General features: G+C 73.9%; 13 protein-coding genes. 8 read left to right on the top strand and 5 right to left on the bottom strand.

The genetic code is table 11. From position 1 onward, the window contains the following. The first annotated feature begins 190 nt into the window (after positions 1 to 190). The 4 genes from rimO (at position 191) to J0910_RS23730 (ending at position 3,227) form a co-directional block, all read left to right on the top strand. The gene (rimO, locus tag J0910_RS23745; protein ID WP_420160752.1) at positions 191 to 1,627 is read left to right on the top strand and encodes a 30S ribosomal protein S12 methylthiotransferase RimO; all 1,437 of its coding nucleotides are present in this window, start codon (positions 191 to 193) and stop codon (positions 1,625 to 1,627) included. Then, complete coding sequence (pgsA, locus tag J0910_RS23740; RefSeq protein WP_420160751.1) at positions 1,624 to 2,208, top strand: CDP-diacylglycerol--glycerol-3-phosphate 3-phosphatidyltransferase; 585 nt, start codon at positions 1,624 to 1,626, stop codon at positions 2,206 to 2,208. The genes rimO and pgsA overlap by 4 nt, the downstream gene beginning before the upstream one ends. A gap of 4 nt (positions 2,209 to 2,212) precedes the next feature. Next, positions 2,213 to 2,713, top strand: a complete 501-nt coding sequence (locus J0910_RS23735) for a CinA family protein (protein WP_420160750.1) — start codon at positions 2,213 to 2,215, stop codon at positions 2,711 to 2,713. 157 nt (positions 2,714 to 2,870) lie between these two features. Beyond that, the gene (locus tag J0910_RS23730; protein WP_017594566.1) at positions 2,871 to 3,227 is read left to right on the top strand and encodes a helix-turn-helix domain-containing protein; all 357 of its coding nucleotides are present in this window, start codon (positions 2,871 to 2,873) and stop codon (positions 3,225 to 3,227) included. Between the two features lie 156 nt (positions 3,228 to 3,383). On the opposite strand, the gene J0910_RS23725 is transcribed toward J0910_RS23730, so the two are convergent. The 5 genes from J0910_RS23725 to J0910_RS23705 form a co-directional block, all read right to left on the bottom strand. Then, on the bottom strand, positions 3,384 to 3,836 hold the full coding sequence (locus J0910_RS23725; protein WP_026120536.1) for an RrF2 family transcriptional regulator: 453 nt from the start codon (positions 3,834 to 3,836) through the stop codon (positions 3,384 to 3,386). Between the two features lie 281 nt (positions 3,837 to 4,117). Further along, entirely contained in the window at positions 4,118 to 5,587 is a 1,470-nt protein-coding gene (locus tag J0910_RS23720; RefSeq protein ID WP_420160749.1) for a glycoside hydrolase family 3 protein, read from the bottom strand. A 157-nt stretch (positions 5,588 to 5,744) separates the two neighbouring features. Beyond that, positions 5,745 to 6,656: a carbohydrate ABC transporter permease gene (locus tag J0910_RS23715; RefSeq protein ID WP_420160748.1), complete on the bottom strand. Its 912-nt coding sequence runs from the start codon at positions 6,654 to 6,656 to the stop codon at positions 5,745 to 5,747. After that, positions 6,653 to 7,645: a carbohydrate ABC transporter permease gene (locus J0910_RS23710; RefSeq protein ID WP_420160747.1), complete on the bottom strand. Its 993-nt coding sequence runs from the start codon at positions 7,643 to 7,645 to the stop codon at positions 6,653 to 6,655. Before J0910_RS23710 ends, J0910_RS23715 begins: the two co-directional genes overlap by 4 nt. Before the next feature lie 147 nt (positions 7,646 to 7,792). Continuing rightward, positions 7,793 to 9,079 carry an extracellular solute-binding protein gene (locus J0910_RS23705; RefSeq protein ID WP_420160746.1) on the bottom strand — a complete coding sequence of 429 codons (1,287 nt, stop codon included), beginning with the start codon at positions 9,077 to 9,079 and terminating at the stop codon, positions 7,793 to 7,795. A gap of 266 nt (positions 9,080 to 9,345) precedes the next feature. Between J0910_RS23705 and J0910_RS23700 the strand changes: the two genes are divergently transcribed. From J0910_RS23700 to J0910_RS23685, 4 genes are all read left to right on the top strand, one after another. Next, positions 9,346 to 10,551 carry an ROK family transcriptional regulator gene (locus J0910_RS23700; protein WP_420160745.1) on the top strand — a complete coding sequence of 402 codons (1,206 nt, stop codon included), beginning with the start codon at positions 9,346 to 9,348 and terminating at the stop codon, positions 10,549 to 10,551. 334 nt (positions 10,552 to 10,885) lie between these two features. Next, positions 10,886 to 11,110 (top strand): DUF5957 family protein, encoded by a 225-nt coding sequence (locus J0910_RS23695; protein ID WP_420160744.1) that lies wholly within the window; start codon positions 10,886 to 10,888, stop codon positions 11,108 to 11,110. 139 nt (positions 11,111 to 11,249) lie between these two features. Further along, complete coding sequence (locus J0910_RS23690; protein ID WP_420160743.1) at positions 11,250 to 12,383, top strand: MFS transporter; 1,134 nt, start codon at positions 11,250 to 11,252, stop codon at positions 12,381 to 12,383. After that, on the top strand, positions 12,380 to 12,574 hold the full coding sequence (locus J0910_RS23685) for a DUF3046 domain-containing protein (RefSeq protein ID WP_420160742.1): 195 nt from the start codon (positions 12,380 to 12,382) through the stop codon (positions 12,572 to 12,574). Before J0910_RS23690 ends, J0910_RS23685 begins: the two co-directional genes overlap by 4 nt. The last annotated feature ends 79 nt before the right edge of the window (positions 12,575 to 12,653 follow it).

Genomic DNA, 12,653 nt, shown 5'->3' with positions numbered 1-12,653 from the left:
GCGCCCCGTGGGGTGTCGGGCGGGATCGGCGGCGGGGTGAGCCTGGTCACCCAGGGTGTGGGAACGCCGGTCCGGGCGGTGCGAGGGGCGGTTCCGGCGGGGTCCGGGCCGGAGCCCGAGTGGAATGGATCTAGGCTGGTAGCCAAGCCGGGTCACTCCGGGCACCCGATCTCCCTTAACCTTGGAAGCTATGTCATCGCGCCGTACTGTTTCGCTCGTCACCCTCGGGTGTGCGCGAAATGAGGTTGACTCCGAAGAAATCGCCGGCCGGCTCGCGGCCGGCGGGTGGGACCTCGTCGATGGGGACGCCGGCGGGGACGCCGACGTCGTCGTGGTCAACACCTGCGGCTTCATCGAGGCCGCCAAGCAGGACTCCATCGACGCGCTGCTCAGCGCGGCGGACAACGGCGCGAAGGTCGTCGCGGCGGGCTGCATGGCCGAGCGCTACGGCTCCGAACTCGCCGAGGCGCTGCCCGAGGCGCAGGTCATCGGGTTCGACGACTACACCGAGATCGCGGGCCGGCTGGACGACGTCGTCGCCGGGCGCAAGCTCGTCCCGCACGACCCCCGGGACCGGCGCACCCTGCTCCCGATCTCGCCCGCGGAGCGGCCCGGCTCCGACGCGCACGTCCCCGGGCACGCCGCGTTCGAGCCGCTGCCGGAGGGCGTGGCGCCCGCCTCGGGCCCGCGCGTCCCGCGCAAGCGGCTCAGCGGCGGCCCGGTGGCCAACCTGAAGATCGCCTCCGGCTGCGACCGGCGCTGCACCTTCTGCGCCATCCCCGCGTTCCGCGGCGCCTACATCTCCCGCCGCCCCGACGACGTGCTGCGCGAGGCCGAGTGGCTGGCCGGTCAGGGCGTCCGCGAGGTCTTCCTGGTCAGCGAGAACTCCACCTCCTACGGCAAGGACCTGGGCGACCTGCGCTCGCTGGAGAAGATGCTGCCGCGGCTGGCCGCGGTGGAGGGCATCGAGCGGGTGCGGGTCAGCTACCTGCAGCCGGCCGAGGTCCGCCCGGGCCTGGTCGACGTGCTCACCGGCACCCCCGGCGTGGTGCCCTACTTCGACCTGTCCTTCCAGCACGCCAGCGGGCCGCTGCTGCGCCGGATGCGGCGCTTCGGCGACCGGGAGCGCTTCCTGGAGCTGCTCTCCGCGGTGCGCGCCAAGGCACCGGAGGCCGGTGCGCGGTCCAACTTCATCGTCGGCTTCCCCGGCGAGACCGAGGAGGAGTTCGCCGAGCTCACCGCGTTCCTGGAGGAGGCCCGGCTGGACGCGATCGGCGTGTTCGGCTACTCCGACGAGGACGGCACCGAGGCCGCCGGCCACGAGGGCAAGCTGCCCGAGGAGGTCGTCGCGGAGCGGGTGGACCGGCTGAACCGGCTGGCGGAGGAGCTCATGGCGCAGCGGTCCGAGGAGCGCATCGGCACCCGCGTCGAGGTGCTCATCGAGTCCGAGCTGGGCGACGGGGCCTACGAGGGCCGCGCCGCGCACCAGGCGCCCGAGGTCGACGGCAGCACCGTGGTGCACGGCACCGGGCTGCGGGTCGGCGACATCGTCGGCGCCACCGTGACCGAGGCCTACGGCGTCGACCTGGTCGCCGAGGCCCCCGACGAGCGGCCGGACACCCGATGAGCGCCCCGGAGTCGCCCTCCCCGCCGGTCCCGGTGTTCAACATCGCGAACATCCTCACCATGAGCAGGCTGGTCATGGTGCCGCTGTTCGTGGTCTTCATGTTCCTGCCGGAGCCCGGCTGGCGCTACGCGGCGTTCGGGGTCTTCGTGCTCGCGGCCGTCACCGACCGGATCGACGGGGAGCTGGCCCGGCGCCGCAACCTGGTGACCGACTTCGGCAAGCTCGCCGACCCCATCGCGGACAAGGCGCTGACCGGCGCCGCGCTGGTGGTCCTCTCCCTGCTCGGCGAGCTGTGGTGGTGGGTGACCATCGCCATCCTGGTCCGCGAGTGGGGCATCACCGCGCTGCGCTTCGCGGTCATCCGCTACGGGGTGATGCCGGCCAGCCGGGGCGGCAAGCTCAAGACGGTCCTGCAGGTCGTGGCGATCGCGGTGTACCTGTTCCCGCTGCCCGAGCCGCTGCACCTGGTGGCGCACGTGGTGATGGCCGCCGCACTGGTGGTCACCCTGGTCACCGGGGCGGACTACGTGCTGCAGGCGATCCGGCTGCGCCGCGCCGCCCGCCGGAGCGCGGAGGGCTAGCCGGGTGGAGGCCGCACGCCTCGGCGCGGAGGCCCGGGCCGCGCTGCGCGCCCTGGCCGAGCGGGGCCTGACCCTGGCCACCGCGGAGTCGCTGACCGGCGGCATGATCGGCGCGGCGGTCACCTCGGTGGCCGGCGCCTCCGCGGTCTACCGGGGCGGGGTCGTCGCCTACGCCACCGGCGTCAAGGCGGGCCTGCTGGGGGTCGACCCGGGCCTGCTCGCCCGGCACGGGGCGGTCCACCCCGGTGTGGCGGCGGCCATGGCCGAGGGCGCGCGGAGCGCCCTGGCGGCCGATACCGGCCTCGCGGTGACCGGGGTGGCCGGCCCGGACCCCCAGGACGGGATGCCGGTGGGCCGGGTCTACATCGCGGTGGCCGGACCCGGCGGCCGGGCCGCCGGCCTCCGCCTGGACCTCGGCGGAGATCGGGCCCGGATCAGGTTCCACACCGCGCTGTCCGCGCTCTCCCTGCTGACCTCGACCATCACCGGCGAGCCCGGGAAATAACGGGTCCGGGGCCGTTCAAGACGCGCGCCGTGGGGAACAAATCGACATCAAGATCGTGTTACCCCTCCAGCGAACAGCTGGTCATGAGGTGCGACGATCAGGCGGTGGGCAGGTACGGTGTTTTCATGATGGTCGCTACCGCTGGGAGGGAGCGCGAATGATGGTCCTGCTTCGTCACCTGCTCGGTGACGTGCTACGGCGGCTTCGGCAGCGACAGGGCCGCACCCTCCGCGAGGTGTCGGCCGAGGCCCGGGTCTCGCTGGGCTACCTGTCGGAGGTCGAGCGCGGGCAGAAGGAGGCCTCTTCCGAGCTGCTCTCCTCGATCTGCGGGGCGCTGGGCGTTCCGCTCTCCCAGGTGCTGCGGGAGGTCGCCGACCAGCTCGCGCTCGCGGAGCTGCAGGAGGCCGCCCTGCTCAGCGGATCGGTCCCCGCCGAGTCCGTGTCCGACGGCCGCATCGACATCGACCAGGTGCCGGACCGGGTCCCCGACGTGGTGGACATGGTCGGCGTCTGACGCCTCCCGGTCGGCCCTCCCCGGAGCGGGGCGGGGCCGGAACCGGACACCGCGCCCCCTCCGCAGCCGAACAACGGACGCTCCGCAGCCGGACGACAGGGCGGTGGCGGCCCCTCTTTCCGGGGCCGCCACCGCCCTGTGCGCGTCCGGGGAGGGTCAGCTGGCCCAGGCCTCGGGGTCCTCTGCGAGCCGGCGCACCGGGCCGGGCAGGTCCCCGGTGGACAGGTGCTCCAGGGTCACGCTCTCCAGGATGGAGCGCTCGCTGGCGCGCAGCGCGATCCAGACCAGCTGCAGGCTGCGGGCCGCGCCGTCGTAGTCGACGTCCTCCGGGCGCTCGCCGCGGACGTTGGCCAGCGGCCCGTCCACCGCGCGGATGATGTCGGCCAGCGATATCTCCGAGGCGGCGCGGGCCAGCCAGTAGCCGCCCACCGGGCCGCGCTGGCTGCGCACCAGGCCGGCGCGGCGCAGCTGGGTGAGGATGTTCTCCAGGAATTTTCCGGGTATGGCCTGGGCGCGCGCGAGTTGTTCGGCCGTAACCGGGCCGCCACTGGCGGCTGCGAGTTCGGCCGCGGCGCGCAACGCGTAATCGACCCGGGCAGAAAGGCGCATGCTGCGATTATGCCGTGAATCGAGAGGAGGACGGTGCAAAGGGGCAGCGGTGCGCCGCCGGGATCCTTCGGTTCGGGGTCATGCCAGGCTGCTCCTGCCGGATTCCGAGGACGCGGCCCGGTGCGGGCCGCCTTTTCACCCTACCGAGGCGCGGCACCGGGCGCGCCCCGGCGCCACGCCCTCCCACCGGGGCGGACGGGCTCCGCGGGCCCTCAGAGCGTCCTGGAGGGCCCGCGGAGCCGAGGGCGGCCCCGAGGCGCGCGCGGGGCCCGCCCGCCGCCTCAGCGCACGGGGGCGCGCACCTCGCCGCCGAGCAGCTCGGCGACGCTCAGCCCGTTCACCCGGGCCGCGCCGTAGCTGCGGACGTGCGCCCGGCACTCGGGCCGCCAGACCGGCAGGCCCATCTCCACCACCACGGCGTCCGGGCGGCGGAGGCACAGCGCCTCGACGAACCGGCGGACCTCCGGGTAGCGGTGCGCGTCGCGGACGACGGCCACCAGCGGCCGCCCCGCCGCGGCGGCCAGCACCCGCTCCGGGTCGGCCGCGGCGGCGTCCAGCCGCTCGGTGCCGGGGAACCACGGCGCGATCCCCCAGGGGACCTCGCCCACCGCGATCCCGGTCGGCACGTCCAGCTCCACCACGACCGGGTCGGCGAGCTCGGAGGGGGACGGGAGCAGGCCGTCCACGCCGACCGCGCGCCGGGCCCCGTCCAGCCCGGAGGCGGAGGGCGGCTCCGGGGCGGGCCGGTCGGCGGTCCAGGCGCGCAGCGCGGCGGTCCGCTCGGCCGCCTCCTCCAGGCGCTCGCCGGGCAGCCGCCCCTCGCGCACCGCCGCGGTGATCGCCCCGCGCACCGCGGCCACCTCCTCGGCGTAGCAGAACCGGCCCAGGCAGAGCAGGTCGCAGCCGGCCGCCAGGGAGCGCACCGCGGCCTCGGGGACGCCGATCTCGCCGCTGACCCCCGCCATGTCCAAGGCGTCGCTGATCACCGTCCCGTCGAAGCCCAGTTCGCCGCGGAGCAGGTCGACCAGGACGGTGCTGCTGAGCGTGGCGGGCCCGGTGACGCCCAGGCCGGGCAGGGTGATGTGGGCGGTCAGCACGGCGCGGGTGCCGGCCTGCACGGCGGAGCGGAAGGGGAGCAGCTCCCGGGAGCGGAGCAGCTCGGCGGAGGCCTCCACCACGGGCAGGTCGACGTGGGAGTCCTGGCTGGTGGCGCCGTGGCCGGGGAAGTGCTTGGCGGTCGCGGCGATCCCGCTGTCCTGCAGGCCGCGCACGGCCGCCGCGGCGTGCCGGGCGACCAGCGCGGCGTCGGAGCCGAACGAGCGGGTGCCGATGGTGGGGTTGTCGTCCTCGGTGTTCACGTCCACCGAGGGGGCGAGGTCCAGGGTGAACCCGAGGCGGCGCAGCTCCGCGCCGAGCGCGGCGTGCACGTCGCGGGTGAGCGCGGCGTCGTCGATGGCGCCCAGTGCGGCGTTGCCGGGGTAGTCGCTCCCCGCGGCCTGGCCGATCCGGGTGACGTCGCCGCCCTCCTCGTCCAGGGAGATCAGCGGGGCCGCGGCGGCCGAGGAGAGCGCGCGGTTCAGCGCGATCAGCGCGTCGGGGCCGCCGGACAGGTCGATGTTGTTGTGGAACAGGCAGACGCCGGCGATGCCGTCGGACAGGCCGTCGAGGATCCACCGGGGGGCGGAGGTGGACTCGAACGGCACCAGCAGGGTGGCGTTGGCGAGGCGGTCCAGGGAGTGGTCCGCGGGCATGGAGGGCTCTCCGTTCGTTGCGGGCGCGCGGGGCGCGGAGGCGGAGGACGGCAGGGGAGGGGCGGCGCCGCGCGGGCGGGGGTCCCGGCCGGATGAGCCGATCCGGGCCGGGCGCGCCGCGCGGCGCCGCCGCGGTGCAAGGGGCTGAGGAGGGGGCTTACCCCTTGACCGCGCCCATGGTGAGTCCGGAGACCATGCGCCGCTGCACGAAGAGGAAGAAGATCATCACGGGGATGGTCAGCAGGGTGGAGGCGGCCATGATCGGTCCCCATTCGGTCCCGGTCCGGCCGAAGTAGTAGGACAGGGTCAGCGGCAGGGTGAAGCTGTCGGTGCTGCGGCCCAGGAAGGTCAGCGCCACCACGAACTCGTTCCAGGCGGTGATGAAGGCGAAGATGCTCGCCGCGACCAGGCCCGGCGCCACCAGGGGCATCAGGATCCGCCAGAACACCACGGCGTTGGTCGCGCCGTCGATGGCGGCGGCCTCCTCCAGCTCCTTGGGCACCGCGGCGACGAAGCCGCGCAGCATCATGATGGTGATCGGCAGCGAGACCGCGGTGTAGACGATCAGGATGCCGGTCAGGTTGCCGAGCATGGTGATCCCGGAGGCGTCCTGCAGCTTCCGGAAGTTGATGAAGATGGAGATGATGATCGCTTCCATCGGAACCATCTGGATGATCATCAGCAGCACGATGAAGGCGGTGCGCAGCCGGAACCGGAACCGGGCCACGGCGACCGCGGCGAGCAGCGAGAACAGCGCGCCGAGCAGGACCGAGCCGAGGGCCACGATCAGGCTGTTGGCGAGGAACTGCCAGAAGTCGACGCCGGGCAGCAGCCGCCCGTTGACCACCCGGTCGAAGTGCTCCAGGGTGAGCGAGCGCGGGAAGAGCGTCTGCTCGGCGGAGAAGATCTCGCCCTGGGGGCGGAAGGCCGTGGCGACCATCCAGTAGACCGGGAAGACGGAGAACAGCAGCACGGCGACGCCGGCCAGGTAGAGGCCGGCCCGGCGGGCCAGGACCATCGGCGGGCGGCGCCGGCGCCGGCGGCGGTGCGTGCTGACGGAGGCGGTCATCGGGTCTCCCCCTGGCGGATCATGATGCGCAGGTAGTAGGCGGTGACCGCGAGGATCATCAGGGTCATCACCACCGCGATCGCCGAACCCATGCCGTAGTTGGGCGGGTTCGCGCTGAACCCCTGCTGGTAGATGTAGTACGAGAGCAGGTAGACGGACTTGTTCTGGAAGCTGTTGGCCAGGATGAACAGCTGGGTGAAGACCCGCAGGTCCCAGATGATCTGCAGGATCAGCAGCAGTGCGAACAGCGGCCGCAGCATCGGGAAGGTGACGCTCCAGAAGCTGCGCCAGCCGTTGGCGCCGTCCACCTTCGCCGCCTCGTACAGCTCGTGCGGGATGCTCTTCAGGCCGGCCAGCACCGAGACCGCGACGAACGGGAACGCCTGCCAGACGATCACCATGATCAGCACGGAGAAGAGCGGCACCGGCTCCAGGAACCAGTTGAAGTCCCGCCAGCCCGAGCCGACCAGCCAGTCCGGCATCCGGTCCAGGGTCACGTTCACCAGGCCCCGGCCGGGCATGAACAGCCAGCGGAACACCAGCGAGGCGCTGATCGCCGGGGTGGCCCAGGCGAGCATCATGCCGATGGCGACCGTGGTGGAGAACCACTTGGGCAGCTTGTGCAGCAGGATCCCGACCAGGGTGCCCAGCGCCAGGGTGATGCCGACCATCAGGACGCACACCACGACGGTGTTGGCCAGGATGCGCCAGAAGGCGGGGTCGCTCAGCAGGGTCTGGTAGTGCTCCAGGCCCTTGAACTCCGGTGCCGGTGCGTTCGGCATCAGGTGCCGGGTGCTGTACCCGTGCAGCGAGTACCACACCATCTGCACGATCGGCCAGAGCAGGACCCCGGAGAGGATGATCAGGGCCGGTGCGATGAGCAGGTAGGGCGCGGGGAGGCGCGGGCGCCGCTTCGCCCGGGGCGGGCGTTCGGCGCCGGGCTCTCCGCCGGTGCGGCCGGGCGGTGCCGCTTCGATGGTCTGTGCCATGACTGGCTTCTCAATCTGGAGGGCCGGGACGGGGGGAACGGGCGGTCGGCCGGCGTCCCGGGGCGGGCTCGTCGGAGGGGTGGGGGAAGGGGCGGCCGGGAGGAGAGAGGGGACCGGCCGCCCCAGGTCACGGGGGCTGCGCCCGGACTACTCGGTCTCCTCGTTGAGGGTCTCGGTGAGGTCCTTGTTCGCCTTCTCCAGGACGGTGTCGACGTCCTCGCCCTTGACGATCTCCAGGACGGCGGCCGGCAGGATCTTCTGGTCCTGGTCGGCGGTGGTCCAGCGCGGGGTCGACGGGAAGAACTGGGTGTTCTTCATCTGCTCGGCGCCGGCGGCGGTGACCGGGTCCTCCTGGTAGCTCTGGTCGTCGAGGAGCTCCGGGTAGGCCGGGAAGTAGCCGGCGGCGTCGGCGTAGCCCTTGCCGCCCTCCTTGTCCCCCATCAGCTTCAGCAGCTCGAAGGCGTGCTCGGGGTGCTCGGTGGTGGAGAAGACGGTGAGCGCGGAGCCGCCGGCGAAGGCCGGTGCGATCCCCTCGGCGCCGGGGATCGGGGCGGCGGAGATCTCCTCCAGCAGCTCCGGGTCCTCGGCCTGCTCCTCCATCTGGCCCATGGCCCAGGAGCCGTCGATGTACATGCCGAGCTTGCCGTTGGCCATGTCGGCCAGCGGGATCAGCTCGTTCTCACCGACGTAGGACTGCGGGGAGATCTTCTCCTCGGTGGTGAGGGAGGCGTAGAAGTCGATGGCCTCCTTGGTCTCCGGGGAGGTCAGCCTCCCCTCCCACTGCTCGCCGTTCTGCACCGCGATCTCGCCGCCGTTGCTCCAGATGAAGCTGGCGATGCCGTTGGTGAAGTCGGTCGGCGCGGCGAAGCCGGGGACGTCGTGCTCCTCCTCGATCGCCTTGGAGACGTCGACCAGCTCCTCCCAGTTGGCCGGAGGGGCCACACCGAGGTCCTCGAGCCAGTCGGCGCGGTAGTACAGGGTGCGCACCCCGGCGAACCACGGGACGCCGTACTGGACCCCGTCGAACTGGCCGTACTCCAGCGCGTTCTGGTCCAGGTCGGCGGCGTCCTCCCAGTCGCCCATGTACTCGTCCAGGGAGAGCAGCGCGCCCTGGTTGGCCCAGTTGCCGGTCTGGTCGTTGCCGACCTCCAGCACGTCGGGGGCGTCGCCGCCGGCCACCGCGTTGGTGATCGACTGCTGGGCGTCCTCCCACGGGATGAACTCCACCTCGACCTTGGTGTCGGGGTAGGTCTCCTGGTACCGCTTCTCGATGCCGTCGAAGTACTCCACCAGCGGGTCCTGGGCGGTGCCCATGACCCACACGGTCAGGCTCCCCGGGGCCTCGGACGGGTCCGCGGCGTCACCTCCTCCGCCTCCGCAGGCGGTGGCGAGGAGGACCGCCGTGGAGGCGGCCGCGATCTTCGGGAATCTCACTCGTTCTCTCCCTTCACGCGTCGCCACGCGTGCGCCGTCGCGTCGGTGAAGACGCCCCCCGGTCATCTCTGGGTCGGCTACGAACGCTGTGCGGGCTTCGTGTTCGGTGCGGGGGTGTGCTGATATAGCACTCGTGCATCCGCTGGTTCCGCTCTCCGACGCCGCCCGGCAGCGGGCGGGGGCGCCCGGAAAACGAGACCTGGTTCACGTTGGCGCTAAACTAACAGGAAACTTTCCTAACTAATAGGGACGGGGGTGTCACGGTTATGTCTCGGCGTCCGGGGACTCCGCGGCTGCTGAGGCAGCTGAACGACCGTGCCGCACTGGAGCTGCTGCTGGCGTCGGGACCGCTGACGCGGACCCGGCTCGGCCAGGAGACCGGGCTGTCCAAGGTCACCGCATCGCAGCTGCTCGCCCGGCTGGAGGAGCGCGGCCTGGTGCAGGTGGTGGGCAGCCAGGCCGGCGGCCGCGGGCCCAACGCCGCGCTGTACGCCGTGGTCCCCTCCAGCGCCTACGCGGTGGCGCTGGACGTCAGCGCGACCGAGGTCGACATCGTGCTGGCCGACGTCTCCGGCACCGTCGTCGCTCAGGACTCGGTGGACCCGACGGCCGCCCCCGACCCGGTCGGCGCGGTCTGCTCCGCCGTCACCGGCCTGATCGAACGGGCCGGCGTGCCCCGGGGCAGGCTGCACGCCTGCGTCATCGGCACCCCCGGCGTGGTCGACCCCCGGACCGGGGCGGTCCGCTTCTCCTTCGACCTGCACGCCTGGCTGGAGGGCGTGTTCGACGCGCTCGGCTCCGAGCTGGACCGCCCGGTCGCGATAGAGAACGACGTCAACCTGGCCGCGCTGGCCGAGCACGCCGAGGGCGCCGCCGAAGAGGTCTCCGACTTCGTGCTGATGTGGCTGGGCCGCGGGGTCGGGATGGCCATCGTGCTCAACGACCGGGTCCACAACGGCCGCTCCGGCGGGGCCGGGGAGATCGGCTACCTCCCGGTCCCCGGCGCCCCGCTCCCGGGCGACGTCGGCCTGCCCGGCGGCTACCAGTCGCTCCGCACCGCGGAGGGCACCATCGCACACGGCTTCCAGTCGCTGGTCAACGCCCGGGAGATCGTGGTGCTCGGCAACGGGCACGGCTTCGAGGGGGGCACCGCGGCCGAGGTGATCGCCGCGGCGCGCAAGGCCGGGTCCGGCGGCGACGCCTTCCTCGACGAGCTCGCCGAGCGGATCGCCCTCGGCGTCGCCACGGTCAGCGTGGTGCTCGACCCGGGCCTGGCGGTGCTCGCCGGGGCCGTGGCCGAGGCCGGCGGCGACGACCTCGCCCGCCGGGTGGCCGCCGCGGTCCCCCGGGTCGCCCCCAACGCCCCCGACGTCGCGATCGGCCAGGTGCCCGACCCCGTCCTGCGCGGCGCCCTGCTGCTCGCCGTGCAGAACGCCCGCGAGGAGCTGTTCGCCGCCACGGCGGAGGAGTAGCCCGCCTGCGCAACCGGCCGTCCGCCGCCCCCGGCCCCGGAGCGGCCGCCTCCGCCCGGCCGGCCGGGTCTCCCGAGGGCGGTCCACCGCACCGCGCGGGGCGCCCGTCCGCTCCCCGCCGGGCGGCGCCGCGCGGGTCCGGCGGGGCTCCGGCTCGGTATCCGGCCCGCGGCGCGTACCCCGGAGGATGCAGGGCGGGTTCGCCCGTGCGGCGGACGCGGGGCGCGCGGACCGCTCCCTAGTGTCGCGGTGGAAAGGCCCCGCACGCCAGGGAACCGCCCCTCCGGGGCCCCGGGGAGGTAAGGGGCGGCACGGGAACGGAAGGGGAGCGGAGATGAGGATCCTCGGCGCCGCCGCGGCCGGGCTGTTCGGCGGATGGCTGCTGGGCTTCCTGCTGTCCAGTGCGGTGCACATGGCGCTGCACTACACCGGCGGCGGGTCCGACGGGACCGGTGCGGCGGTCGCGGTGGGGCTGGTGCCCTACGCGACGGCGCTCATCGGGGCGGTGGCGGTCCCGGTCATCGCGGCGAAGCGGCCGGAGGAGGGCGACGACCGGTAGCGGCCTTGTCCGCCGCACGGGGGCGGCCTATCCTCGGACCATGTTCCGGCGATGTTGATCCCGCCCCGAGGCGCGGACGGCGCGCAGCCTCTACGGCTACGCGCTCCTCACCGACCTCGTCCTGCTCTACCCGCTGTACGTGCTGCTCTTCGCCGACAGCGGGCTCTCCACCGGGCAGATCTCCGCGCTGCTGATCCTGTGGTCGGTCGCGGTCTCGGCCCTCGAAGTGCCCACCGGCGTGCTCGCCGACATCCTTCCGCGCCGCGCGCTGCTCACCGCCGCCCCGCTGTTCTCCGCCGCCGCCTTCGCACTGTGGACACTGGTCCCGGCCTACCCCGCCTTCGCCGCCGGCTTCGTGCTCTGGGCGGTCGGCCTCGCACTGGTCTCCGGCACGCTGCAGGCGCTGGTCCACGACGAACTGGCGGCGGCCGGCGCGGCCGGGGCCTACGCCCGGCTGATCGGGCGCTCCCGGGCGCTGGGCACCGCCGCGACCGCGGTCTCCACCGCGCTGGCCGCCCCGGTGATGGCGGCCGGCGGCTACCTCGCGGTCGGCGCCGGCAGCGTGCTGGCGATGCTCGCGGCGGCCCTGGTGGCGCTCACCTTCCCCCGGGCGCGGCGGACCCCCGGCCCGGAGGGGGGCGGGGAGGGCGCCGCCCCGGCGGCCGGCCCCTGGCGGCGGCGGTACGCGGCGGTGCTCGGCGCCGCGCTGGGCGAGGCGCGCCGCTCGGCGGCGGTGCGCACCGGGCTGCTCGCGATGGCGGTGCTGATGGGCGCGACCGCGCTGGACGAGTTCCTGCCGCTGCTCGCCGCCTCGCTGGCCGCCGGCCCGGCGGCCGTCCCGCTGCTGCTGGTCCCGGCCGCGGTGCTGGCCGCCGCGGGGGAGTGGGCGGCCGGGCGGGGCGCCCGCCGGGCGGCGCCGGTGCTCGCCGCGGCCGCGGTCCTGCTGGCGGCGGGCGCCCTGATCGGGCACCCGGTGGGGATGGTGCTGGTCGGCGCGGCCTTCGGCGCGTTCGAGTGGGCCTCGGTGGCCGCCGAGACCCGGGTGCAGGACGCGGTGGCCGGCCCGGCGCGCGCCACCGTGCTGTCGCTCGGCGGGCTGGGCGCCGAGGCGGTGGCGGTCCTGGCCTGCGCCGGCTACGGGCTGGGCTCCCAGGCGGCCGGCCCGGGGGTGCTGTTCGCGCTGGCCGCCCCGGTGTTCCTGCTGATCGCCCCGGTGCTGCGGGTCCGCACCGGCCCCGGCCGCGCCCGGCGGGGCCGATACTGGAGGCGATGAGACTGACACTTTTCTGGGAGCGGATGTACGAGCAGTTCGGCGAGGCCTACGCGGAGAGCCTGGCCCAGGACTACGTGATCGACGGGCTGGGGTCGCGGACGGTCCGCCAGGCGCTCGCCGACGGGATCGCCGCCAAAGAGGTGTGGCGCCGCGTCTGCGAGACCTTCGACCTGCCGGAGGCGGTCCGGTAGCGGCCGGGGGCGCGCCGATCGTGCGGAGGTGCCGGTAATCGAACAGAAGTTCGGGTAGGCTTGTCGGTGACACCGGGGC

Origin of the sequence: Nocardiopsis oceanisediminis, from assembly GCF_048595525.1 — a bacterium.
Classification (GTDB): Bacteria; Actinomycetota; Actinomycetes; order Streptosporangiales; family Streptosporangiaceae; genus Nocardiopsis_A; species Nocardiopsis_A oceanisediminis.
Note: the sequence above shows the minus strand (reverse complement) of the source record. Positions and strands in the feature narration are given on the sequence as shown.